At 50.1% G+C, this 24,034-nt stretch carries 22 protein-coding genes; all 22 read right to left on the bottom strand.

What is annotated here, in order from left to right; all coding sequences use genetic code 11:
• Nucleotides 1-124: 124 nt before the first annotated feature.
• Nucleotides 125-1,018, bottom strand: coding sequence for a carbohydrate ABC transporter permease (locus tag NFR55_RS05360; protein WP_251547083.1), 894 nt, complete (start codon nt 1,016-1,018; stop codon nt 125-127).
• Nucleotides 1,005-1,910: a carbohydrate ABC transporter permease gene (locus NFR55_RS05355; RefSeq protein ID WP_251547081.1), complete on the bottom strand. Its 906-nt coding sequence runs from the start codon at nt 1,908-1,910 to the stop codon at nt 1,005-1,007. Before NFR55_RS05355 ends, NFR55_RS05360 begins: the two co-directional genes overlap by 14 nt.
• 19 nt (nt 1,911-1,929) lie before the next feature.
• Nucleotides 1,930-3,318, bottom strand: coding sequence for an ABC transporter substrate-binding protein (locus tag NFR55_RS05350; RefSeq protein WP_251547079.1), 1,389 nt, complete (start codon nt 3,316-3,318; stop codon nt 1,930-1,932).
• A 17-nt stretch (nt 3,319-3,335) separates the two neighbouring features.
• Entirely contained in the window at nt 3,336-5,684 is a 2,349-nt protein-coding gene (locus tag NFR55_RS05345) for a glucosidase family protein (RefSeq protein ID WP_251547077.1), read from the bottom strand.
• Nucleotides 5,684-7,702 carry a hypothetical protein gene (locus NFR55_RS05340; RefSeq protein WP_251547075.1) on the bottom strand — a complete coding sequence of 673 codons (2,019 nt, stop codon included), beginning with the start codon at nt 7,700-7,702 and terminating at the stop codon, nt 5,684-5,686. The genes NFR55_RS05345 and NFR55_RS05340 overlap by 1 nt, the downstream gene beginning before the upstream one ends.
• A 173-nt stretch (nt 7,703-7,875) precedes the next feature.
• Entirely contained in the window at nt 7,876-8,880 is a 1,005-nt protein-coding gene (locus tag NFR55_RS05335; protein ID WP_251547073.1) for a LacI family DNA-binding transcriptional regulator, read from the bottom strand.
• A gap of 141 nt (nt 8,881-9,021) precedes the next feature.
• Nucleotides 9,022-9,408 carry a DUF1292 domain-containing protein gene (locus NFR55_RS05330; RefSeq protein WP_251547071.1) on the bottom strand — a complete coding sequence of 129 codons (387 nt, stop codon included), beginning with the start codon at nt 9,406-9,408 and terminating at the stop codon, nt 9,022-9,024.
• Between the two features lie 19 nt (nt 9,409-9,427).
• Complete coding sequence (gene ruvX, locus NFR55_RS05325; RefSeq protein WP_251547069.1) at nt 9,428-9,853, bottom strand: Holliday junction resolvase RuvX; 426 nt, start codon at nt 9,851-9,853, stop codon at nt 9,428-9,430.
• A gap of 126 nt (nt 9,854-9,979) precedes the next feature.
• On the bottom strand, nt 9,980-10,162 hold the full coding sequence (locus NFR55_RS05320; protein ID WP_251547067.1) for a hypothetical protein: 183 nt from the start codon (nt 10,160-10,162) through the stop codon (nt 9,980-9,982).
• Between the two features lie 61 nt (nt 10,163-10,223).
• On the bottom strand, nt 10,224-10,607 hold the full coding sequence (gene nifU, locus NFR55_RS05315) for a Fe-S cluster assembly scaffold protein NifU (protein WP_251547065.1): 384 nt from the start codon (nt 10,605-10,607) through the stop codon (nt 10,224-10,226).
• On the bottom strand, nt 10,600-11,802 hold the full coding sequence (nifS, locus tag NFR55_RS05310) for a cysteine desulfurase NifS (RefSeq protein WP_251547063.1): 1,203 nt from the start codon (nt 11,800-11,802) through the stop codon (nt 10,600-10,602). The genes nifU and nifS overlap by 8 nt, the downstream gene beginning before the upstream one ends.
• The gene (locus NFR55_RS05305) at nt 11,780-12,181 is read right to left on the bottom strand and encodes an RrF2 family transcriptional regulator (RefSeq protein ID WP_251547061.1); all 402 of its coding nucleotides are present in this window, start codon (nt 12,179-12,181) and stop codon (nt 11,780-11,782) included. The genes nifS and NFR55_RS05305 overlap by 23 nt, the downstream gene beginning before the upstream one ends.
• 110 nt (nt 12,182-12,291) lie before the next feature.
• Nucleotides 12,292-13,548: a serine hydroxymethyltransferase gene (gene glyA, locus NFR55_RS05300; protein ID WP_251547059.1), complete on the bottom strand. Its 1,257-nt coding sequence runs from the start codon at nt 13,546-13,548 to the stop codon at nt 12,292-12,294.
• Nucleotides 13,541-13,966 carry a SoxR reducing system RseC family protein gene (locus tag NFR55_RS05295; RefSeq protein ID WP_251547057.1) on the bottom strand — a complete coding sequence of 142 codons (426 nt, stop codon included), beginning with the start codon at nt 13,964-13,966 and terminating at the stop codon, nt 13,541-13,543. Before NFR55_RS05295 ends, glyA begins: the two co-directional genes overlap by 8 nt.
• A complete protein-coding gene (locus tag NFR55_RS05290) occupies nt 13,957-14,634 on the bottom strand; it encodes a tRNA threonylcarbamoyladenosine dehydratase (RefSeq protein ID WP_251547055.1) in 678 nt (225 codons plus the stop codon). The genes NFR55_RS05295 and NFR55_RS05290 overlap by 10 nt, the downstream gene beginning before the upstream one ends.
• A 5-nt stretch (nt 14,635-14,639) precedes the next feature.
• Nucleotides 14,640-15,893 (bottom strand): histidine--tRNA ligase, encoded by a 1,254-nt coding sequence (hisS, locus tag NFR55_RS05285; RefSeq protein ID WP_251547053.1) that lies wholly within the window; start codon nt 15,891-15,893, stop codon nt 14,640-14,642.
• Nucleotides 15,894-15,903: 10 nt separating this feature from the next.
• Nucleotides 15,904-17,214, bottom strand: a complete 1,311-nt coding sequence (hslU, locus tag NFR55_RS05280) for an ATP-dependent protease ATPase subunit HslU (protein WP_251547051.1) — start codon at nt 17,212-17,214, stop codon at nt 15,904-15,906.
• 1 nt (nt 17,215) lies between these two features.
• Complete coding sequence (hslV, locus tag NFR55_RS05275; protein ID WP_251547049.1) at nt 17,216-17,749, bottom strand: ATP-dependent protease subunit HslV; 534 nt, start codon at nt 17,747-17,749, stop codon at nt 17,216-17,218.
• 86 nt (nt 17,750-17,835) lie between these two features.
• Nucleotides 17,836-19,143 (bottom strand): methylenetetrahydrofolate--tRNA-(uracil(54)-C(5))-methyltransferase (FADH(2)-oxidizing) TrmFO, encoded by a 1,308-nt coding sequence (gene trmFO / locus NFR55_RS05270; RefSeq protein ID WP_251547047.1) that lies wholly within the window; start codon nt 19,141-19,143, stop codon nt 17,836-17,838.
• Nucleotides 19,144-21,405, bottom strand: coding sequence for a type I DNA topoisomerase (topA, locus tag NFR55_RS05265; protein WP_251547045.1), 2,262 nt, complete (start codon nt 21,403-21,405; stop codon nt 19,144-19,146).
• A gap of 14 nt (nt 21,406-21,419) precedes the next feature.
• Nucleotides 21,420-22,496, bottom strand: coding sequence for a DNA-processing protein DprA (gene dprA, locus NFR55_RS05260; RefSeq protein WP_251547043.1), 1,077 nt, complete (start codon nt 22,494-22,496; stop codon nt 21,420-21,422).
• 4 nt (nt 22,497-22,500) lie between these two features.
• Entirely contained in the window at nt 22,501-24,033 is a 1,533-nt protein-coding gene (locus tag NFR55_RS05255; protein ID WP_251547041.1) for a YifB family Mg chelatase-like AAA ATPase, read from the bottom strand.
• Between the last annotated feature and the right edge of the window lies 1 nt (nt 24,034).

Here is a 24,034-nt window from a genome sequence, read left to right as displayed (position 1 = left end):
ACTCTAAGCAACAGAAAAACAAATCCGGTCCGAGTGTGTATTCAAAACCTGAACAATTATATCACAAATATTTAAGTTATGCAAACGTTTTAACGCCGTTTGGAAATTATTCTTACGTTTATCTTCAGCCTTTCACGCCGCCTATCATTATGCCTTCTATAAGCTGCTTTTGAAACGCGAAAAACAGTATTGCGCAGGGTATCATCATCAAAAGTCCCGCCGCCATTTGAGTGTTGCCCAAAAACTGCGTGTTGCCGTTGTACTTGTTGAATACGCCCAGCGGCAAAGTCATGTAGGCTTCCTCTCTTATATAGAGGAGCGGACCGAGAAAGTCGTTCCACACGCCCATAAAGGTTTGCACCATGATAAGCGCGATAATGGGCTTGCACAGCGGCAAAACGATACGCAAGTATATGAGCAAATGATTTGCGCCGTCTATTCGCGCCGACTCGCTCATTTCTTTGGGTATGCCGCGCATGAATTGCCGCATAAGAAATATGTTGAGCGCACCGCCGCCGAAAAAGGCGGGCACGGTGAGCGGCAACAAAGAGTTTACCCATCCGAGTTTAACGTAGATAACGAACATGGGTATCTGCGTTACCACGAAGGGCAGCATCATAGTGGAAAGCATGAACGCAAAGCAAAACTTTCTGCCGGGAAATTTCATTTTGGCAAATCCGTACGCGCACAAAGAGCACGATAACGGCACGGCTATAATGTTTACCGCAACGACTATAACGGTGTTTTTGAGGTAGCGAACAAAGCTCAAATCGAACGCTTTCTTGAAATTATCGAAATTAAACCAGTTTGACGGAAAAAATTCAATCATTCGCACTTCAAGGTCGGTCATAAAAGCGCGGGTAAACATTACTATAAACGGAAACAGGAAAAAGAACGAAACCGCGGCGAGCAACAAATACCATAAAGTTTTGAAAACGGTATTTTTAACGGCAAAGCGCAAAGCATGCCGCGGCGCAATTACGTTGCGCATGTTGTGCAAAGGCTCAATCGTCTTCATAGTGCACCCACCCTCCCGTTTTGAACAGTACCAAAGTAAGCAAAGCGATTACGAGAAAGAGCACCCACGAAAGTGCGCTCGCAAGCCCCATTTCCATGCCCGAGCCGAACGCCGTTTGATACACGTTCATAACGTAGAACAACAAAGAGTTGTCTTTGCCGCCTCCGCCGCCCGTAACAACGTATACTCCGCCGAAAGTTTGCAACGAGCCTATCACTCCCGTTACCAACATGTAAAATATAGTTGCGCTGCACATGGGTATGGTAATGCGGAAAGTGCGAACGAATTTATTCGCTCCGTCGATACGCGCGGCCTCATAAAGCTCGGCGGGCACGTTAGACAACGCCGCAAGCCACAGCAACATACTGCCGCCCAATCCGAACAGCGTAGTAAATATAAACGTGGGCATGCTCGTTTCGGCGGCATTGAAAAAGGTGTACGGCTCAAACCCCATCATATCGAGTATGCGGTTGAATATTCCTATGCGCTCGTTCATGAGGTCGCGCCACAATAAGCCGCCCACCACCGCGGGAATTATGCACGGCAAATAGCATAACAATCTGAACGCCTTTATGCCGCGCATTTTGCGGTTGAGTAACAGCGCGAGAAAAAACGACAGCACGAGGGTGAGCGGTACGAATATAACCGTGTAAATTCCCGTGACCGAAAGCGACTTGTAAAAGTTTTCGCCGCGCACGGTAAACATTTTTATATAATTGTGAAACCCGAAATTCGTGGGTGCGCTTACTACGTTGTAGTCGAAAAAACTGTAGTAAAGCGACAGCACCATAGGCACAAGCGTAAATATGAGTATGCCGAGCATTACGGGAGCTATAAACAAATACCCCGAATAAGTCGAGAATATTTTCTTCGCGCTTTTTTTGGCAAACATGATTTTTCCCTATTTGTCCTTAGCTCAAAAGAGAGTCGAAAGCGGATTTTATGGTGTTTTCGGTAGAGGCAAACCAGCTTTCGTAACTTGCGCCGCCTCCGCCCCAACCGCGCGTTTCCGTCCACTCTTCGGCGTCCTGTACGGCGAGTTTGAATTTCGCAACCGCCTCGGTATGGAGTTTTACGTCAAGCTCGGAAAAGTAGTTTACCGAAATATCGTTTTCGGGATACATGGTGAACGCCTTGTTGTTGGGAGTGTAATCCATGTATTCGGCTTTCCACTCAACCCAAGTGTCCGAATTCGCAAGCGACTTGCGCACGGGAACTTCCGCGCCCGTCAGCGCAAAAGCCTCCTGCCCCTCTTTGCTCGCAATGAACTTGAGGAACTCCCACGCCTCTTGCTTGTGCTCGGATTTCGCCGATATCGCGTAACCCACGCAACCCACGCCCACCGCGTCGTTTTCCATGCGAGGGAAAGGCACAAAGTCGAAATTCACTCCCATGGATGCGAACTCGGCAACCGTAGGGCGCGACAGAAAAGCAAACGCCGCGGAATGAGCTGCGAACAATCCGCTCCCGTCGTGCGTGTCAATGCCCGACAAACGGTCAACCGCCAACATTTTCACCTCTTCGAAATACGCTTTTGATTTCGAGGAGTCGCCGTTTTGCGTAAACGCGTGCTCGTATTCGCCGTCTTTGTACACGTCGCCGCCGAAACCGCGCAGCATAGTGTACGCCAAAGGTTGCCACGAAAGCAAGCCGTCTATGGGCAAATTGTTTTTCAGCAGTCCCGCGCGGGGATTTGCGTTGGCGTCCATCTTTTCGCGAACGGCGCGGGCTTTGGATATAAAGTCGCTCCAAGTCCAGTCGTCGGCGGGAAAATCAACGCCCGCGGCGGTAAGCATATCGCGGTTGTACGCAACCACCACTTTGTTGTAGTCGCGCGGCATAAAGTACAAATCGTTTTTGCCGCCGTCTTTAAGCCTTGCCGACTCCGTAATAGCGGGGTAAAAATCGTCTAAGTAGCTTTCGTCCTCTTTCTGCAAAAACTCGCTTAGGTTCATGAAAACTCCGCTCGAGGAAAGCGACGAGTGCTGGTCGCCCGACGTCCAAACGATATCGGCAAGATTGTCGGCGGTGTAATCGGTGATAATGCCGCTCAAATACTGCGTTCCGCCCTGCAGATATTCCACCTTAATGCCTATCTTATCCTGCGCGGCGTGAAACGCTCTGCGAAAAGCGGACATTGCCGCTTTTTCGCTCGCCGTATTCAATATGCTTACTTTTATCTGAATTTCACGGTTTGAAACGTCTTGCTCCTCGTCGTCGCCCAAATTGCAACCCGTAAAACTTGCCGCCATCAACAGGCAAAGCGTTATTGCTCCGATTGTGCGCAATATTTTTTTCATCTATTTATTTTCCTTTATTATTTTTTTGCCTCGGCGGAGAACGCTCCGAACGGAACGACCGCGGTTATATATTCGCCCTCGCGCTCCGATTTGACTTTTGCTCCGTTTACGTAAATATCGAAGCCTTCGCCCGCTTTGAATTTGAGCTTAACCGAAGCTCCGAGCGCGACTCCGCGCACGTTGCCGATTGTAACCTGCAAATTCGTTACCGCCATATCGTATTTGAGTCCGTTGTACATGAGGTTTTCAATCTCGAAATATTCGAAAGCTTGCGGAAGCTGCGGCGATACGGTAAGCACCTCTGCCTCGCGCCCGTTAAGCCCCATAAATCCGAGCGGAATTGCGGCGTATAAAATGGCGTTCTCTATAAATTCCTCGTCAAGACCCAAGCCGCCGTCCGTTCCTCCGCCCTGAAGCGAGTAGTCGGGGTCCTCGAGTCCGAGCTCGTTGTAATACTCGCGGTAAAACATCAAGCCGTTGCCGCCTGCCGCTTTTACTTTTTCGTACCAAGTCTGAATTTCCTTAAAACGCGCCCACGCGTTGTCCGCCCCGTACACTTTGAGCCGAGCAACGATATCGTAGTAAGACGACCACAAAACGCTGCCGCCGTCTTGCACCTGTCTGCCGAACGGCTTGTGGCGAGGGTTCCACGGCCATACGTACTGTATGGGATTGCGAAGAGTAGACGTGCGCGGCGCAAATTCGAACTTGTATATATCCGCGCCCGTAGAGGTATCGCCCGCAACAATCCGTTTGCCGCTTATCCAGTCCATTATGCTCTCGGCTTTCTCGCCCTCTACCACGCCTTCGGCTATGGCTTCGAGGTTGAACACAACGTATCCGTAGTCCACAGGCTCGCTGTCGTCTTTATTGAAACCGAGGTGCAATCTGCCCGTCTTTTCGTTCCAAAAGTATTCGGATATTTTTTGTTTGGAAAGCTCTATCAAAGCATTGAGCGATTGCACCGTTTGAGAATATGCAACGTCGGCTTTCCAATCCGTCGCGCCTTTCACCGAGGGTTTGGCAACCTGAATGTTTTGGCGTTCCGCCATCATCTCGAGGTCGCGCATGGCGCACAACGCTTTATTGAAATACACGTTTGAGCTCAAATTTATTTGAGGTAACGAGAGTATATCCCAGTAGTTGTCGCCTATGCCGTGCCCGAGCGCGCGCTCGCCTTCGTCGTCGTATACGAGTCCGTCATGACCTACGAAATATCCGAGGTCCAAAAGTCCGCTCTCGCCTTTAAGATGAGTGAGCATGAACTGCATCGCGCTCCTGTATCGCGTGAGGTTCTTTTTCAGGTCCTCGTAATCGCGCGTAAACTCGTAATAGTTACGCGCCGCCGTGAGCAACAGCGCGGCGTTAGCCGACTGCCGAGTGTCGTAGTTAAAGCGCACGTAATTGAGTCGCGATTCGATTTTCATGCTTTTGCCGGCTTTGGGGCGTATAACTATTTTCACAGCCGAGATATCGGTGTTCGTGCCCCACTCGGGGTGAAGATACATGGGCAAAAACAACGCCTTTGAAAACGAGGACGTAACGGGCGAATTCATTGTGGAGAATTCGCTTTGCTTAATCATGCGGCTTTCGGAATAGTCCGTATCGCCTTTGCGCTTCCAATACACGTAAATATCGTCCACGTTGGAGTTTTTACCTATGGTGTCGCTGCTGTTTATAGATATGGCTACTTCCAAAAAGGGCGACTGCTCGGTGTTTACGTTCAAGTTGGCGTTTTCGTATACCGCGTCTGCGCTTAAAGTATCGCTGAAAGCATAGAAACCGTTTGCAACTTGCGCTTTGGCTACGTTACAAGTCCAGTCCTGCGTATCCGTGCCGTTAAATTCGAAACCGGGCGTTTCGCCGTAGCTTTGATTGTATTGCGGGAACGGCCAGCCTTGCATAAAGAAATCGGGAGTTGTCATGCCGCCGCCCGCGCCGCCTTCGCCCGTCATCCACACGTAACCGAATTTATCCACGGCAACGCGCGAAAGCCAGTTTTTCAACAGCCCCATATTGTTTTGCGGTAACGCGGGAGCAGTGCTGTCGAACCAACTCAAGGCGAGCGAGTCCCACTCGCGCTCGAACATTACGGCGGCGTTGTCGGCTACAGTCATTGCTCCGATACGCTCGTTATCGTACCGCATATGACGGTGCGCGTAATCGTTTATAAAGTTGTTGAATTCCGTATCCGAGCTTTGAAAGCTCACCATGGCCTCCGAACTTTTCTCGGCAACGGGAGCAGTCAAATCAATGTATTTGTACTCTTTTTCCTTATCCTTTGCGGTAGCGGCGCAACCCGCGCCCGCAACAGCGAGCGCGGCAGCCATGGAAACGGTCAAAAGTTTCTTGAAAAACTTTTTCATTATTCCCGCCTCCGCAATTTCAACACGGTTATGAACGCGGCGGCAATAAGCATTATAAGAGCAAGCGTTACGGAAACCGCTCCCAACGAAGAACCGCAACCGCCCTCTTTTTCGGGTTCTTTTTCGTTGCCGTCGTTGTCATCGCCGTTGCCGTTGTTGTTTGCTTCCTCGAGTTCGGCTATCTTATTCTCCGCGGCAGTGAGCTTTTCGTAGTTGGTTACAAGTTCTTTGCGCTCTGCGCTGAGTGCGTCGTAGGCGGCGCGAACCTGTGAAACCGCGGTTTTGTGCGCAAGAGTAATCGAGTCGGCGGCAGGCAAAGAGTCTATCGCGTTTATAACCGAACTTACTACTGTGGCGTTTATATCGTCTACGCTCCTGCCTTCGTACCACTGCGCGGTTACGGGGTCGAACACAAAGTTCAAATCTTCTTTAACTTCAAATCCCGTAAGGGTGCGGAAACCCGCTTTTACGGTAAGCGTGAAATTCTGCTCAAGACTGCGAACGTGATACGGCCAGTCTTTCACCTCGCTGCCCGCCGTGTACGTTCCGCCTATTATTACTCGCGCGGTGTCTCCGTCGTCAAGGTGCATAACGCCCGCATTCGGAGCGGTAGACATAGGCAACGCTTTCATCATTTCGCCTATGGATAACTCTTTGAATTCGTCGCTGTCGCCGAATTTGCCGCCTATAACTATGTTGTTTTGAGCACGGCGGAACAAATCATATTTTTCGCAAAGTTCGAATTCCGTCGCGGAATATTTGTCTTGTACGCCCGGAATGCTTGCTATTTGAGCTTTTGCCCAAGAGTAATACGGGTGCTCTCCGCTGGAAATAGTTTGGTCGAATTGCAATGAGATAGTAAAGTTTTCCACGCCGTCGGTATATACGGGCGCAAAAACTTTCGCGATTTTCAGTTCTTCGAAGTTCTCGTCAAGCTCGGAAGTGGATGCTCCATAAACAAACTGTGCGCCTTGAGATATTTTCATTTGCTTTCCGCCGAAGCCGGCAAGAATTTCCACTTTTATATCTCCGCTCATATCGGGAGCGTTCCACTCAACCGTCTTTTCTCCGCTTTCGAGTTCGAAAGTTTTCGAACCGTTTTTCAAAAGGTTAAAGATGATATCGTTGCCCTGAACGTGAACGTCGCACATGCCGTCGTAATCGCCTACGGCTTGTATGAATTTCGCTATATCCGCATCGTCGGTTACGCCCGCCTTGTATGCCGACTTAAGCGGCAAATCGAGCCAATCGCTTACAAGCATGCCGTTGATTTTAACGAGTTTGCCTATAGAGTAACGTATTCCCGTTTTTACGGCGAAATCCGCAACGCTGTTGCCCTCTTCGCCCGTTTTCAAAAGTTCGGCGGGAATATTGTTAACCAAATTTACAGTGCTCATATTGCGGCGCATAACGTGGTTGAGCTGTTTTTCCGCATCAAACATCGGTTTATCGAAAGAAACAGTGAGTCTGTATTTTCCGGGGTCGCCGTTTTCGACAAAAACCACGTTCTTTATAGTTGCTTCGGGTGCGGAATTATAAAATTCGCGATACCCTTTAATAAACTTATCTTGCCCCGTATAAATATACTCGTCGCTTTCGAGAACGCTGTTGCTTTCGTCCTTAAGCGCAAATTCCTCTTTTATAACTATCTCGTTGGCAAAGAAGCGTTTCATGTTAGCCGCATTATTGTCGGGAATAGTCCAATCGAGCGCGTTGCGATTGAGGGCAAGTTTGAGAATGTATTTCCCCTCTTTTTCAAAAAATTGCATGTAGCAACCGCTGTAACTTTCAAGCGGCTTGCCGTTTATAAAAACTTTGTTTTTGTATTCCGCTTGGTCTTGAAGATTGTCTACCTGTTCCGTTGCCGCGCTTACGCTAAACGTAATATGCGCTTCGAAACTGTCGCTGCTGTTTATCTGGGTTTCGACTTTTTCTACAACACAGTCGCCTTCGGCAACTACGCCTAAAGTCCCCCCCCGAAAATTATCGCCACGAAAAGTGTCAATGACGCCGCGCACATAAGCGCAACTGCCGCAACGCCGATTTTACGTACGTTTGCCGTTCTCATACTTTGTCCTCCTTGTGTTTTGGAACTTTGTTTGACTTTTTTATATATAGTCGCGATAATTCCGAAACCGAGTAACGCGCGTAACAATATTTGCGTTTCCCGTTTGGTTTCTTTATTGTCGCGTTATTTTTTCGCAGGACCCAAACTGTTGCGATACACCGGCACGCTCTCGATTGAGCGGTGCGTATACGGTAACTGCGGATTTTCAATCTTGTCTATAATGGTTTTGGCTATCTCGCGCCCGTAAACGAACTTATCGAAACCGAGCGTTGTGAGCGACGGAAATATGTATTTTCCTATGGAAATATCGTCGCATCCCGTTACCGACACATCGCCCGGAATATCGAGCCCGTACTCGTGAAACGCTCGCATTGCGCCGAGCGCGGTCATATCGTTTATGCAAAACAGGCAGGTAAACTTTTTGCCGCCGTCGAGAAGTCTTGCGGTAAGCTCGTAACCTATTTCTTCGCTCGTGCGCTTTCCGCCTATATCGTTGCCCACTATAAGGCTTTCGTCGGTATCGAAACCGCACTCGTCGCGCAACTCGCAAAAAGTTTTAATGCGGGTATCGAGGTGCATGTATCTCGGTTCGTGCGTTGTGATGAACGCGGCGCGTTTATGCCCGAACTTTGCCGCCTGCCTTATAAGCCACGCCATGCCGTCGGAATAAACGGTATCGAGCCTAAAACTCTGCTCGCACTCGAAATTCATCATTACCACGTTGTCTTGTATAAAATATTGAACGTACTCGTCGGGATACACGTCCGACACAAAGTTTACTATGCCGCCCAGTCTGCGCGAGGCGATAAGCCTGAACTTGTCTTGCGCATTGCTGTCTAAATCGAACAGCGAAACGGCAAATCCTTTTTCGGTGGCGTAAGCCTCAATTCCCTTTATCACCTCTATGTGATAGAGATTGGTCATTTCCGAAACTGCTACGCCGATATGCTTATTTACGCCCGAGGCGAGCCTTTGCGCCGACGAGTCGGGTATATACTTTAGTTTGGAAGCCGCAGCAAACACTCGGTTACGCAAATCGTCGCCTACCGGTTTTCTTCCCGTAAGCACGTTCGTAACCGTTGCAACGGATACGTTTGCGAGTTTTGCCACGTCTGCCCTGTTTGCCATTTGTTCCTCACGTTGCGATTAGGCATACGCGTGCAACCAACTGTTACGCGCGTAACTACCTTGACATAAGCATAACATATAAATTATGCTTTGTCAATACCTTTTTGAAAAATTCCTGAAATTTTTTACAAAAACGGCGTTTCAGCTATGGCAGTGTCCGCAATCGCAATGTTCGTGCTCGTGGTCGCAGTCGCACTCGTCGTCTTCGCAATCACAGCAATCGCATCCGCAGTCGCACTCGCTCGAAGCCTTGAGATACTCGTTGAAAACTCTTTCGAGCAATTCTTCGTCGAAAAGCGGCGTAAAGTTGCGCTCGTCGGGCGTATCGCCTTCGGTATATTCGAAAATTACCGCTTCGTCTTCCCCTATTCCGTCAAGCGGCTCAACGGGCTGCAACAGTTCGTAAAACTTTCCGTCGAGTTCTATGCTCGCTATTTCGCGAAATTCCACCGATTTGTCGTTTTCGTCAAACAATTCCACAACCGAGTCGTCGTCGTAAATTTCCACGTGCGCTTTGTTCTCTTCCATTTTGAATATCTCCGATATTTTATTTTTTGTTTATACGTTTTCGCGCGTCGAGATAACTTTGAAGAATTATCTGCGCCGATAGAGTATCTATTACCTGTTTGCGCTTTTCTCTGCGCATGCCGCATTCTATGAGCGTTTGCTCCGCCGTCACGGTGGTGAGCCGCTCGTCTTTGTATTCCACTTGTATGCCGCTCACTCTTTCGAGCACGTTACCGAAACTCTTTGTTTTGCTTACCCGCTCTCCGCTGCTGCCGTCCATATTTACGGGAAGCCCCAACACGATTAGTCCCGCCTGCTTTTCTTTGGCGAGCGCGGCAATATAATCTATATCTTTACGCATAGATTGCGACTTATACGTGCCTATGGGGCTCGCAAGCGTTTCGCTTTCGTCGCTGAGCGCAAGCCCTATGCGGGCGTCTCCGTAATCTATTGCCAAAATTCTCATTGTTTATCCTCGTTATGTTGCGAAAACTCTTGCGAGCAAGTTTTTTCACTTATAGTATAACACAACGAAACGCAAAAAGCAAAACAAAAAGCGGACTATTTTGTCCGCCTTTTATAATTGTGTGGATTAAAATCCGTTTTCGCTCTGTCCGCACTCGCAGTTTTGGAATTCATCCTGCCGAGGGCAAAGTTTGCTCTTTATTTGGTCTTGCGCATCGGTAACCGCCTGACGCGTTTTCTTGCTGTTGCTTGCAAGGCACGCGCCGGCAACCATGCCGATAGCCAATCCCACAAACATGGAATTTTTCATGCGTATTCACCTCCGTTAGAGGTATTATAAGCAGTAAAGCCGCTTTTTATACAGTATGAAATTATGCGTTTTTGCCCACGCGCTTTTTGAGATAATCGTTTATTGCCGCTTTTATTGCCTCTTCCGCCAAAACCGAACAATGCAATTTTTGCGCAGGCAATCCGCCCAACTCTTCAACAACTTGCGCGTTTGTTATTGAAAGAGCTTCATTCACGGTTTTACCCTTTATCATTTCGGTTGCAACCGACGACGTGGCTATTGCCGCCGCACACCCGAAAGTTTGAAAACTTACGTCTTCTATAACGTTATCGTCGTTAATCTTCATGAATATTTTCATTATATCTCCGCAAGAAGCATTACCCACTTGCCCCACCGCATTAGCATCCGAAAGTTCACCGGCATTGCGCGGAGAAGAAAATTCTTTCATTACTTTTTCGTTATACATTTTTCACTCCTTCGTTAAACATGGCAAACAGCGGCGAGATAGCGCGAAGTTTGTTTACGTTTTCAACAAGTTTTTCCACTACGTAATCCACTTCATCCCGTGTATTGTCTTTGCCGAACGAAAACCGAATACTGCCGTGCGCGGTTTCCGGATTTATTCCCATGGCAAGCAAAACGTGCGACGGCTCGAGCGAACCCGAAGAACAGGCGGAACCCGAAGAACACGCTATGCCGCACAAATCGAGATTAAGCAGTAACGCTTCGCCCTCTATGAATTCAAACGAAAAATTTGCATTTTGCGGAAGTCTTTCTTTCCCGTCGCCGTTATAAATAACGTGCGGAATTCTTTCTTCTACGAGTTTCACAAAGCGGTCGCGCAACCCTTTTACGTATTCGGAATTTTTTTTCAGTTCGCCCGTAGCGATTTCGAGAGCTTTTGCCATGCCTACTACGGCGGGCACATTGGTTGTTCCTCCGCGCATGGTGCGTTCCTGATGTCCGCCCACAAGCAGTTTATCGGGTTTTACTCCGCTTTTTATATAAAGCGCACCTATTCCCTTAGGTCCGTAAAACTTATGAGCCGAAAGCGAGAGCATGTCTACGCCGAGTTCTTTTACCGACACAGGAATACTGCCTACGGCTTGCACGGCGTCGGTATGAAAAAGCACGCCTTTGCCGTGCGCAATTTCGCACAACTCTTTTATGGGCTGTATAGTTCCAACCTCGTTGTTTGCAAGCATTACCGAAACCATCACCGTATCGTTCCGTATTGCGGACAGTAAGTCTTGCGGAGCAACAAGTCCTTTTGAATTTACGGGCAAATATGTGATTTCATACCCTTTGGCAGACAGTTGTTTGCATGCCGACATAATTGCCGCATGTTCTATACTGCTGACTATAATGTGCTTCCCTTTGTCGCGCTTCGCTTCCGCCATGCCCTTAATTGCCCAGTTGTCGGCTTCGGTGCCGCCCGACGTAAAATATATCTCGGTAGGCTTTGCACCCAACAGTTCGGCTATCTTTCTCCTTGCCGTATCCACTGCCAAAGCGGCGTCGGCGCCGAACGAATGAATGGAGTTGGCGTTTCCGAACTTTTCCGTAAACCACGGTTTCATTTCGCAAAACACTCTTTCGTCGAGCGGTGTTGTTGCCGAATGGTCGAGATAAATCTTCCTATTTAGTGCATTTGTAATCATTTATCATATCCTCCAGCGTTGTCGTCGTAACTATTTCGTTCACGGCGGAATATATCCGTCTGAAAAGCAATTTATTCGGGCAATACAAGTCGGAGCAATCACCCGCGGCGCAATCGGCAAATTCAAAGCCGCTATTAAGAGCATCCAAAACGCCGCGCACGCTTATATCTTTTGCCGGCTTCGTGAGATAATATCCGCCGCTTATTCCTCGCTTTGCGCTCACTATACCGTTTTTGCGCAGTTTTCCGAGTATTTGCTCGAGATATTTTTCGCTTAAATCGGTTTGTTCTACGAGCGAACTCAAAGAAAGCATTTTATCGGCAACAGCCAACAAAAAACAAATACGCAGTCCGTAAGTAGCGGTTGTGGAAAGTTTCATATACTCCTCCCGTTTAATGCCGTAAAAAGTATAGCACATATTTTCGGATAAGTCAAGAAAATCCCTACTAAATAAGTAGGGATTTGTGTGTTAAATTATTCATGCGGCTTTTATTCCGCCACGCAGTCTGCGTATAAGGGGAACTTTTCGGTAAGTTCGGCAACCGCCGCGGTAACTTCGGCAATCGCCGCGTCTTTTTCCTTTATAACGCGCGAAATTAGGCAAGCTATGGTTTTCATTTCGGTTGCGCCCATGCCGCGAGTGGTTACGCTCGGCGTGCCTATGCGTATACCGCTCGTAATAAACGGCGACTGCGGGTCGTTGGGTATGGTGTTTTTGTTTACCGTTATGCGGCAACAGTCGAGTAGCGCTTCTATTTCTTTGCCGGTCGTATTGTGCTCGGCAAGTTTCAAAAGCATGAGATGATTGTCGGTGCCGCCCGAAACAAGGCTTATGCCCTCTTTAACGAACTCTGCCGCCATAATCGCGGCGTTTTCTTTTACTTTGGTTTGATACGTCTTAAACTCGGGAGTCATGGCTTCGCGCAAAGCAACGGCTTTGCCCGCTATAACGTGCATCAAAGGTCCGCCCTGCGTTCCGGGGAAAACGGCTTTGTTAATCTTCTTGGCGATTTCTTCGTCGTTGCACATTATCATGCCGCCGCGCGGTCCGCGCAAAGTTTTATGCGTAGTAGTGGTAACTACGTGCGCGTAAGGAAAGGGCGACGGATGATTGCCGGTTACAATCAAGCCCGCTATGTGCGCCACGTCTACCATGAGATATGCGCCAACGCTGTCTGCGATTTCACGGAAACGCTTGAAATCTATTACCCTCGAATACGCGCTCGCGCCCGCTATAATCATTTTGGGCTTCTTTTCCTTCGCAAGCTTTTCAAGCGCGTCGTAATCTATGGTTTCGGTTTCGTCGCTCACGCCGTAAGGCACGATATTGTAGTTCTTGCCCGAAAAGTTTACGGGGCTTCCGTGAGTAAGGTGTCCGCCGTGCGCGAGGTTCATGCCGAGAACGGTATCACCCACCTCGAGCAAAGCGAAATAAACGGCAAGGTTGGCGTTTGCTCCGCTATGCGGCTGTACGTTTGCGAAATTGCATCCGAACAGCTTTTTGGCACGCTCTATCGCAAGGTCTTCCACTTCGTCTACGTGCACGCAACCGCCGTAATAGCGTTTTCCGCTGTAACCCTCGGCGTATTTGTTGGTAAGGTGCGAACCTACCGCCGCCATAACCGCGGGCGAAACGAAATTTTCGCTCGCTATAAGCTCGATATTGTCGCGCTGGCGTTTGAGTTCGCGCCCCATAGCCGCGGCGGTTTCGGGGTCTACCGAAGAAATAAGTTTCAAATCAATCATTATCTGTCTCCTTTGTTTCGGATATTTTTCTTAAAATTACGGGAAGATACTTTTTTTTGCGCCTGAACGCAAGCTCTATTAAATACACCGCGGGCACGCTCGCCGCAAGTCCTATCGCGCCGCCCATGAGCATCCACGCTTCGCCGTGCCCGAACGGTATCATTATGCCTATAAACGTAAGTATCAACGGCAGTAAATACAAATAAACGTACGAACCTTTTACGCGCCGCTCGGGCATGGATATTTCAACGCGGTCGCCTACAGCGCAATCTATTTGAGAGAGCGCGGGCATTACGAGGTAATTTTTGCGCCCGAACCCGCAAGCCTTGCATCCGTCGCATTTGGCGTTCTTAACGAGTTTAACGTAATATAGTTTGCCTTTGCGCGAGCACACCTCGCAACTTTCGGTTATTTGCATAACAGCTCCGTTACGATATGTTGCGTCATAACGCAACCCGACATATTGGGCGCGTAACTCACCGTACCGGGAGTTCCGTCGCGCTTTAGCGGCAACTCCGTATCGCAAACAACAGCAAGCGATTTTATTCCCGCTTCTCTGAGCCGTTTGCGCATAACTCTTGCGAGCCCGTCGCCCGAGGATGAAAACACGTCGGTAACCGTAAAGCGCGGTTTAAGCCTGTTTCCCGACCCCATAGCCGATATTACGGGCACGTTTTCTTTGTTGCAACGAACTATCAAATCAGTTTTGTCGGCAACGCTGTCTATGCAGTCGGCAACGTAGTCGTAGCGCTCCGAAAATATTTCGTCCGCCGTTTGCTCGCAGTAGCGCATGAACATTGCGTTCACAACGCAGTGCGGCGCAATCTCCTCGGCACGCTTTGCCGCGGCAATCGCTTTTGGCGTACCCGCATTGGCTACGGTGCTGAGTATCTGGCGATTGAGATTGGTTATTTCGAAAACGTCGCCGTCAACAGCCGTGATTTTCCCTATTCCCGCGCGGGCGAGCATTTCGAACACGCAACCGCCCACGCCTCCAAGCCCCACTACGAGCACAGACGACGCGGCGAGTTTTGCAAGCCCGTCGTTTCCTATTAGTTTTACCGTTCTGTCATGGCTTTCGAGCATTGTTTCTACCTGCCCGAAAAATATTCCGTTATCCTGTCGGCGGGGCAAGTTTCCGCACTGCCGTCGCTCAATCTCTTTACCGTGTAAGTTCCCGACTTTTTTTCGCTCTCGCCTATTACGGCAACGTATTCGGCGCATTGCTTGTCCGCAAACTTAAATTGCGCTTTCAAACTCCTGCCCGTGTTGTCGCAATCCGCTCGCACGCCCGCACGGCGCAAACGCACGGTTAGCGATATCGCGTCGTCGGCATATTCCGGCGATTGGTTTATCACCATTACTTTCACGCGCTCGGCGGGAGCAAAGGGCGAACCGATTGCCTCTTTTAGCAGTATGAGCCGCTCGAGTCCCATGCCGAAACCCACGCACGGCGTAGGCTTTCCGCCCACCGACTCCACAAGTCCGTCGTATCTGCCTCCGCCGCAAACGGTGCCTTGCGCACCGAGCGCGTCGGTCACGAATTCGAAAACCGTCTTTGTGTAATAGTCCAGTCCGCGCACTATCCCCGAGTCCACCTCGAAGGGAATATTCGCCGCGGTCAAAAGCGTTTTCAGCCTTTCCATGTGCGCTTTGCAGTCGTCGCAAATATAGTCGAGTATGCTCGGCGCACCCGCAACTATCTCTTTGCAACTCGGAACTTTGCAGTCGAGTATGCGCAAAGGATTTGTTTCAAGCCGCGTGTGACAGGTTTCGCAAAGCTCGCTTTTGTGAGCCGCCGCAAATTCTCTGAGAGCCTTGTTGTACGCCTTGCGGCAATCGGGACAGCCTATGCTGTTTATGCGCAAGCCGAGCGAGGTAATGCCGAAACGGGTGAGAAAATCGTACGCAAGCGAGATAACCTCGAAATCGTATTCCGCACCTGCGCCGCCGTAAAACTCCACTCCGAACTGATGGTGCTCGCGCAGTCTGCCCGCCGCGGGGCGCTCGTAGCGAAACACGGGCGAAAAGTAAAACATTTTGAGCGGAAGAGTTTCGCTCTCAAGCGAGTTTTCCACGTAACTGCGGGCAACGGGCGCAGTCTCCTCGGGCTTAAGCGTTATACTGCGCCCGCCCTTATCCTCGAACGTGTACATTTCTTTGCCCACAACGTCGGTATCGTCGCCGATAGAGCGCAAGAAAAGTTCGGTGTGTTCAAATGCCGGAGTGCGAATTTCGCGCACGTTGTAAAGCGAACAAACCTTACGGGCGAGAGCTTCCGCCTGTTGCCACTTGTAACTCTCGCTCGGCAGTACGTCTTTTGTGCCTCTCGGAATGTTTATCATTGTTACCTGCTTAAAGAATGTATTTTTTGAGATTGTGGCGGCGCACTCTGTCACCGAGGTGTTCTTCAACGTATTTTTTGTCTATTTTCACGTCCACCGTGGGGTGGTCACCCGACGCGTTGAAGCTGAGGTCTTCGAGCAAACTTTCCATTATGGTGTGCAACCTGCGTGCGCCGATATCTTCTTTCACGTTGTTGTCGTCTACCGCAACCTCGGAAATCATGCGTATCGCTTCGTCGTTAAACGAAAGATTTATGTTATCCACGCCGAGCATTGCCGCGTATTGCCGCGTAATGGCGTTTTCGGTTTCGGTGAGTATGCGCACGAAATCGTCTGCGGTAAGGCTGTTAAGCTCCACGCACACGGGGAAACGCCCCTGAAACTCGGGGATTAGGTCGCTTATCGCGCTTACATGGAACGCGCCCGATGCTATAAACAAAATGTAGTCGGTCTTGAGCGCGCCGTATTTGGTCATTACGGTGCAACCCTCCACTATGGGCAGTATATCGCGCTGAACGCCTTCGCGCGATACGTCCGGCCCGCTCGACGCGCCTTTGCCCGCAATCTTGTCTATTTCGTCGATGAATATTACGCCCTGCTGTTCCGCTCTCTTTATGCCCTCGCTGTTTATCGCGTCCATATCGATGTGCTTTTCGGCTTCCTCGAGCGTGAGTATCTTCATCGCTTCTTTTACGGAAAGTTTACGTTTTTTGCGCTTTTTAGGCATGAAATTGCCGAATATATCGCCTATGTTTATTTCCGCGCCGCTACCCGGCATAATCTCCATGGGCTTGGGCATATCGTTAACTTCGATTTCGAGCATATGGTTGTCGAGTTTGCCAGACTTGAGCTCATCCTCTATTTGAGCTCTCAAAACGCTTTCCGAAACGTCGGACTGTTGCTTTTTGCGGCTTGCGTAAAGCGCGTCGGTGATTTTTTTCAGAGCGGAGGCTTTGCTCGATACCTCTACCTCGGCGAGCTTCTCCTCTTTTACAAGACGAACGGCAACCTCGGCAAGGTCGCGTATCATAGACTCCACGTCGCGCCCCACATAACCCACCTCGGTGAATTTGGTTGCTTCAACCTTTATAAACGGAGCTTTAACGAGCTTTGCGAGTCTGCGAGCTATTTCGGTTTTGCCTACGCCCGTAGGTCCTTTCATGATTATGTTTTTGGGCGTTATTTCCTCGCGGATATCGTCGGGCAACATGCTCCTGCGGTAACGGTTGCGCAGAGCAACGGCAACCGCTTTCTTCGCGTCGGCTTGCCCTATAATGTATTTGTCGAGTTCCGCAACTACCTGCTTGGGTGAAAGTTCCATGTTACACCTCCTCAACGGTGAGATTACCGTTAGTGAATATGCAAATCGAAGAGGCTATTTTCATAGCTTCTACCGCGATATCTTTCGCACTCATTTTAGTATTTGCGGCAAGTGCGCGAGCCGCCGCAAGCGCGTAGTTGCCGCCGCTTCCTATTGCGCATATTCCGTTTTCGGGCTCTATAACGTCGCCCACGCCCGACACAACGAGCAAGTCGCGCTCGTCGGCTACTATCATCATGGCTTCGAGCTGGCGCAATATTTTATCGCCGCGCCACAACTGCGCAAGCTCCACAGCACTGCGCATAAGATTGCCGCTGTATTTGTGCAACATGCCTTCGAAACGCTCGCTGAGCGTGAAAGCGTCGGCAACCGAACCCGCAAAGCCGATAACCACTTTGTCGTCGTACAGTCTGCGCACCTTAACCGCGTTGGATTTCATCACAACGCTTTGCCCCGCGGTGACCTGACCGTCGCCCGCTATAACCGTTTTGCCGTCTTTTTTTACGGCCACTATAGTTGTTCCTCTAAGTTCCATACGTAATAAACTCCCGTATTATTTTGCCTGTTGAAAATTCGTAAAACAAGTCACTCGATAAATTATACTACAAATTATCGCAGAAATCAAATCAAATTATTCTCTTTTTGAAATTCCGCCAAATCGCGCAACGACCTATCCCAATACTCCTCTTTTCGTTTCGCCTTATCGCGTATATGCGTTTGGAGCGGCGGCAACACTCCGAAATTTGCGTTCATGGGCTGAAAATCGGCATTGGGCGTGCACAAATACCCGAACAACGCGCCCATAATCGTGGTGGGCGGCAAAGTAAGCGGTTCTTTTCCGCCGAGCACCCGCGACACGTTTATACCCGCCATAAGCCCCGACGCTATGCTTTCCACGTAGCCCTCCACTCCGCCGAGCTGACCCGCGATAAACACGTTGGTAAATCTATTCAAACGCGAATAACGGTCAAGCTCGCGCGGCGCGTTGATATAAGTGTTTCGGTGCATAACCCCGTAGCGCAAAAATTCGGCGTTGCGAAGCGCGGGTATCATTCCGAACACTCGCTTTTGCTCGGCAAACTTGAGGTTGGTTTGAAAGCCCACAATATTGTACATCGTTTTTTGCGCGTTTTCGGTGCGCAACTGTACCACCGCATACGGCCGCCTTTCGGTTCGCGGATTTATAAAGCCCACCGGGCGCAACGGACCGAAACGCATAGTGTCAACTCCCCGCTCCGCCATTATCTCTATGGGCATGCAACCGTCGAACACGTCGCGTTTGTCGAACTCGCGCAGTTCCGCACGCTCCGCACTTATGAGCGACTCGTAAAATTCAATGTACTCTTGTTTTTCGAGCGGGCAATTCAGATAATCGCTTTCGCCCTTTCCGTAGCGACTCGCCGCAAAACACTCGTTCATATCTATGCTCTGCGCGTCCACTATGGGTGCGGCGGCGTCGTAAAACGAGAGCGACGAACCGAGCCTGCGCTCGAGCGAAGAAGCCAAACCGCCTACCGTGAGCGGACCGGTGGCAATAACGGTAAGTTCGCCGTCCTGCCAATCGGATGCGGTTTCGTTTACTATCCTTATGTTTTTGTGCTCGCTTATCGCCTTTGTCACGCTATGCGAAAATATTTCGCGGTCTACAGCGAGCGCACCGCCGGCGGGAACGCGCGCGCTTTCGGCGAGTTTAATGAGCAGACTGCCGAGGGAGCGCATTTCCGCTTTGAGCAAGCCGCCCGCCGTGGCGCGTTCGTCCGACTTGAGAGAATTGGAGCAAACGAGCTCCGCAAAATTTTCGCTCTTGTGTGCGGGCGAAAATTGTTTGGGCTTGCACTCTATCAGCTTTACTTTGTATCCGCTTTGAGCGATTTTATAAGCCGCTTCGCACCCCGCAAGTCCCGCCCCTATTACGGTTACGTCTTCCAACTATGCCTCCGCCTTGGTCTTGTATTTGCAGGTTTTGGACGAACAAACGTGATATGTTCCGTCTTTGTAACTGCGTATCAACAGCGGCGAGCCGCACTCGGGGCACTTGCCTTCGGCAAGCGGAGCATTTGCCGTAAAACGGCACTCGGGATAACCCGTGCAACCGTAAAAAGCGGAACCGCGCGAAACTATTTTTTTCATGGGCTTGCCGCACTTGGGGCACGGCGCGGAAGGAATATCCGGCTTACCGTCGTCTTTGCTTTCTATGTTTACGATATTTTTGCACTCGGGATAACCGGGGCACGCCAAGAACGGTCCGAATTTGCCCTGCTTGAGCACCATAGTTCTGCCGCATTTGGAACACTTAACGTCCGTTTCCTGAGCGGGCGCGGAAGATTGCGGCGTTGCGGGTTTGCCCGTTTCTTCGTCGTAAGGAAGAGTTGTGCGGCATTTGGGATAATTTGGGCAAGCCAAAAATTTGCCGAACCTGCCCGATTTCACCACCATGAGAGTGCCGCACGTAGGGCACGCAACGTCCGTTTTTTGGTCGGGAGCTTTCAAACTGAAGCTGTCTCCGAGCGCACTCGATATCTTTTCTTCGAACCCGTTGTAAAAGTCGCCCACAACGCGCTGCCATATAACGCCGCCGTCCTCTATTTCGTCGAGCCGCTTTTCCATATCCGCGGTAAATTTTACGTCCATTATCTCGGGGAAATATTTTACGAGCATATCCGTTACGTCCATACCGAGTTGCGTGGGTTTAAGATACTTGCCCTCCGGCTCGATATAGTTTCTCGCGCTCAACAGCGTTACGGTGGGCGTGTAAGTGGCGGGTCGGCCTATGCCCTCTTCGTCCATCATTTTCACAAGGCTCGCCTCGGTAAAACGCGCGGGCGGCTTTGTGAATTTTTGCTCGTATTTGTATTCCTTAAATCCGAGTTTTTCGCCCACCTCGAAATTGGGCAGTTTATCCGAGCTTTCGTCTTCGTCCTTGTTTTCGGTATACATGTTGTACACCGCGGTGTAACCGGCAAACAGCGGAGATTTTCCGTTTACCTTAAAGCCGTAATTTCCCGCCGCGATATCCACCGCAAGCGAGTTGTATGTCGCTTCGCTCATTTGGCTCGCCATGAAACGGTCGTAAATGAGCTTGTAGAGCTTGTATTGATATTTGTTGACCGAATCCTTTATGCTTTCGGGCGTGCGCTCGAGCGATATGGGGCGTATCGCTTCGTGCGCGTCCTGCGCTCCTTTTTTGGACTTATACACGTTGGGTTTTGCGGGTATGAACTTTTCGCCGAATTTAGCGGATATAAAGGCTCGCGCTTCGCGAACCGCGTCGTCGGCAACGCGGGTGGAGTCGGTACGTATATAAGTAACCAACGCCACTTTTCCCTCGCCGGGCAAGTCTATGCCCTCATACAAAGTCTGCGCGGTGCTCGAGGTTTGCTTAGACGACATTCCGAGCTTGTTTTGCGCGTCCTGTTGCATGGTGCTCGTTATAAACGGCGCGGGCGGCTTGGACTTGGTAACCGAACGCTTTACGTTCGTAACCTCGTACTCTTTTCCGTCAAGTTCCGAAATAACCTCTTTGAGCACTTGCTCGTTGGGTATTTTGAACTTTTGCTTGCCGCGCGAAGAAAGAGCGGCTTTCACCGTAACTTTGGATTGATTTTCGAGAACGGAGAAAAACGGCCAGTATTCCTCGGGTTTGAAATTAAGTATTTCGCGTTCGCGTTCCACCACAAGCCGCAACGTAACCGATTGCACGCGCCCCGCCGAAAGTTTGTTTTGTATCTTCTTGCAAAGCACGGGACTCAATTTGTAACCCACAAGCCTGTCGAGAACGCGGCGCGCCTGTTGCGCGTCTACGAGATTTATATCTATCGCCCGAGGGTGCTTGAGCGCGTTTTGTACCGCCTTTTTGCTTATCTCGTTGAATTCTATTCTAACGGGACTGTCGGCGGGAATGCCCAAAATATTGGCAACGTGCCAAGAAATAGCTTCGCCTTCTCTGTCCGGGTCGGTGGCGAGCAATACTTCGTCGGCTTTGGATACCGCGCTTTTTAGTTGCTCCACAACCTCTTTTTTATCGTCCATTATAACGTACTTGGGTTCGAAATCTTTCTTTACGTTTACCGCAAGCGTTTTAGTGGGCAAATCCCGCACGTGTCCTTTGGTTGCGAAAACCTTGTACCCCGAGCCGAGATATTTTTCTACGGTTTCTTTCTTGCCTATACCTTCTATGATAACTAATTTCAAACGTAACACCTCGCTTATGCTAAACGGTAAAAGTTGGACTGCTTTTTGTCTATTATGCCTTTTATTTCCATTGCGGACAGCACCGCGGAAAGTTTGGGCGGCGGCAATTCCGCTTTGATTACAAGGCTGTCGAAATTTTCTTCTCCCGACAAAAGTATGTTATATATCTTTTGCTCGAAAATGTCAAGCTGAATTGCACGCGGTTTTTTAACGATTTTTGCGCAATCGAGTCCCAAAGTATCGCAAACGTCGGCGGCGCAGAGCGCGGGAACAGCCCCTTCGTACAGCAAACGGTTAGTGCCTACCGACTTTATGCTCGTTATATTTCCGGGCACTGCAAACACTGTGCGGTTTTGTTCGAGCGCATAATTTGCCGTTATGAGCGCACCGCTTTTAAGCGCGGCTTCCACCACAATCACGCCCGCGCTCAATCCGCTTATTATGCGATTTCGTTCGGGAAACGTATACTTTGTGGCGGCGTATCTCGGCGGGTATTCGGATACTACCAATCCGCCCGACTCGATAATTTCGTTGCATAATCCCGCGTTACCGAGCGGAGTAACGCAGTTAAGTCCGCTTCCGAGCACCGCTATCGTTTTGCCGTCCGCCCTAAGCGCCGCCCTGTGCGCGTACGTATCCACGCCAGAAGCAAGCCCGCTTACCACCGTTACATTCGACTCGCACAAATCTTTTACGAGTCGAGTTGCGGCTTCTTTGCCGTACGCACTGCAAGCACGCGTACCCACCACGGCAACCGACTCGGTATTTAAGAGCGCCGCGTTTCCGCGGTAATAGAGCATAACGGGCGGGTCAACCTCTTTCTGCCGCAGTTTATCGGGAAACTTATCGTAGGTAATAAACGATATTCCCATATCGTCGAGTTTATCTATGCTTTGCGCCAAAAATTCTTCGCTGTGAAATCTTACGAGCGCGTCATACGCTTTCTCTCCGAACAAACTCTTTTCGGTAAGAGTTTTCCCCACTCTTTCCCAAAGTTCGAACGGCGAAAACTTTTCCGCGAGCGCGTTTGCCCTTTTGGATGTTATGCCCGATAAACCGAGCCAAAAATAAATTGTATTTTCGTTTACCACTCGTTCACTTCCAATATCGTCTGTCGAGGCTTCTGTACTGTATCGCTTCGGCTATATGTTCCGCCTCTATATCTTTTTCGCCCGCCAAATCGGCTATGGTGCGAGCTACTTTGAGTATGCGCGAATATGCCCGAGCGGAAAGGTCGAGCTTATCGAACGCGTTCTTAAGCAAAATTTGAGCGTCGGAGTTTAACGCGCAATATTTATCGAGCATCTGCGAGTTCATCGCCGCGTTGCAATAAATGCCGCTGCCCGCATATCTCGCGTTCTGAATTTTTCTCGCCGCGTTAACCCGCTCTTTCACCGTTGCGGAGTCCTCGGCTTCTTCGGTTGCGGTGAGTTCGTCGTATGTAACGTTGTCTATTTCTATCTGAAGGTCTATCCTGTCCATTAGCGGACCGGAGATACGCGCATGATACTTTTCTATCATTGCGGGCGTGCAAGTGCACTCCCCGCGCGACGAGCCGTAGTTGCCGCACGGGCAAGGGTTCATGCTCGCAACAAGCATGAAATCTGCGGGAAACAACACCGTGCGAGCGGCTCGCGACACCGTTATTTGGTGGTCTTCGAGCGGTTGGCGCAAAACCTCGAGCACCGAACGCGGATACTCGGGCAGTTCGTCCATAAAAAGCACGCCGTTGTGCGCCAAGCTGATTTCGCCCGGTCTTGCCGCCGACGCGCCGCCCGTAAGAGCTATTCTGCTTGCGGTATGGTGCGGCGAACGGAACGGACGGCGTTTAACCAATCCGCCGTCGTCTTCGAGACAGCCCGCAACCGAATGTATCTTTGTCGTTTCGAGAGCTTCCTCGAGAGTCATATCGGGCAAGATGGTGGGCAAACATTTGGCAAGCATGGTTTTGCCGCCTCCCGGCGGACCAATCATCAGCATATTGTGGCCGCCTGCCGCCGCTATTTCCAAAGCGCGTTTTGCCGCGTATTGACCCTTAACGTATTTTAAGTCTTCGCCGTAAACGGTATCGGAATTTATGTATTCGCCGTCCGCTTTTTGCACGGCGGGCACCGCGTTTTCGCCCTTAACGTGCGCTACGGCTTGCGCGAGCGTTTGAAATGCAAACACTTCCACGCCTTCAACGTAGACCGTTTCGTTACGGTTGTCCCACGGTATTATAACCTTTTTGTAGCCCGCACGCTTAGCCGACATAAGTATCGGCAAAATGCCGCGCACGCGCCTTATGCTTCCGTCGAGCGACAACTCGCCCACTATAACCGTGTTTTCAAGCAATCTTACGTCAAGCTGTTGCGTTGCCGCCAAAACGCCCATAGCTATGGGAAGGTCGTAAAGAGGTCCTTCCTTTTTGGTATCGGCGGGCGCGAGATTTATGGTTATCTTATTGGGAGAGAACTTGAACGCGCTGTTTTTTATCGCGCTTCGCACCCTCTCTTTGCTTTCTTTTATGGCGGTGTCGGGCAGCCCCACCATTTCTATACCGGGCAGTCCCGCGCTTACGTCTACCTCTACGTCCACCACGTAGCCGTTAAGTCCGGATAACCCGAAGCTTTTTATTTTGGAAAGCATG

Source organism: Pumilibacter intestinalis (assembly GCF_943193005.1).
Classification (GTDB): Bacteria; Bacillota; Clostridia; order Christensenellales; family Pumilibacteraceae; genus Pumilibacter; species Pumilibacter intestinalis.
The sequence above is the reverse complement of the archived record's forward strand: the minus strand, read 5'-3'. Positions and strand labels throughout refer to the sequence as shown.

Excerpts from the sequence above, each read along its gene's own strand:
- NFR55_RS05360 (WP_251547083.1), bottom strand. The coding sequence starts at position 1,018 with ATGAAGACGATTGAGCCTTTGCACAACATGCGCAACGTAATTGCGCCG.
- NFR55_RS05355 (WP_251547081.1), bottom strand. The coding sequence starts at position 1,910 with ATGTTTGCCAAAAAAAGCGCGAAGAAAATATTCTCGACTTATTCGGGG.
- NFR55_RS05350 (WP_251547079.1), bottom strand. The coding sequence starts at position 3,318 with ATGAAAAAAATATTGCGCACAATCGGAGCAATAACGCTTTGCCTGTTG.
- NFR55_RS05345 (WP_251547077.1), bottom strand. The coding sequence starts at position 5,684 with ATGAAAAAGTTTTTCAAGAAACTTTTGACCGTTTCCATGGCTGCCGCG.
- NFR55_RS05335 (WP_251547073.1), bottom strand. The coding sequence starts at position 8,880 with ATGGCAAACAGGGCAGACGTGGCAAAACTCGCAAACGTATCCGTTGCA.
- NFR55_RS05330 (WP_251547071.1), bottom strand. The coding sequence starts at position 9,408 with ATGGAAGAGAACAAAGCGCACGTGGAAATTTACGACGACGACTCGGTT.
- ruvX (WP_251547069.1), bottom strand. The coding sequence starts at position 9,853 with ATGAGAATTTTGGCAATAGATTACGGAGACGCCCGCATAGGGCTTGCG.
- NFR55_RS05320 (WP_251547067.1), bottom strand. The coding sequence starts at position 10,162 with ATGAAAAATTCCATGTTTGTGGGATTGGCTATCGGCATGGTTGCCGGC.
- nifU (WP_251547065.1), bottom strand. The coding sequence starts at position 10,607 with ATGTATAACGAAAAAGTAATGAAAGAATTTTCTTCTCCGCGCAATGCC.
- nifS (WP_251547063.1), bottom strand. The coding sequence starts at position 11,802 with ATGATTACAAATGCACTAAATAGGAAGATTTATCTCGACCATTCGGCA.
- NFR55_RS05305 (WP_251547061.1), bottom strand. The coding sequence starts at position 12,181 with ATGAAACTTTCCACAACCGCTACTTACGGACTGCGTATTTGTTTTTTG.
- glyA (WP_251547059.1), bottom strand. The coding sequence starts at position 13,548 with ATGATTGATTTGAAACTTATTTCTTCGGTAGACCCCGAAACCGCCGCG.
- NFR55_RS05295 (WP_251547057.1), bottom strand. The coding sequence starts at position 13,966 with ATGCAAATAACCGAAAGTTGCGAGGTGTGCTCGCGCAAAGGCAAACTA.
- NFR55_RS05290 (WP_251547055.1), bottom strand. The coding sequence starts at position 14,634 with ATGCTCGAAAGCCATGACAGAACGGTAAAACTAATAGGAAACGACGGG.
- hisS (WP_251547053.1), bottom strand. The coding sequence starts at position 15,893 with ATGATAAACATTCCGAGAGGCACAAAAGACGTACTGCCGAGCGAGAGT.
- hslU (WP_251547051.1), bottom strand. The coding sequence starts at position 17,214 with ATGGAACTTTCACCCAAGCAGGTAGTTGCGGAACTCGACAAATACATT.
- hslV (WP_251547049.1), bottom strand. The coding sequence starts at position 17,749 with ATGGAACTTAGAGGAACAACTATAGTGGCCGTAAAAAAAGACGGCAAA.
- NFR55_RS05255 (WP_251547041.1), bottom strand. The coding sequence starts at position 24,033 with ATGCTTTCCAAAATAAAAAGCTTCGGGTTATCCGGACTTAACGGCTAC.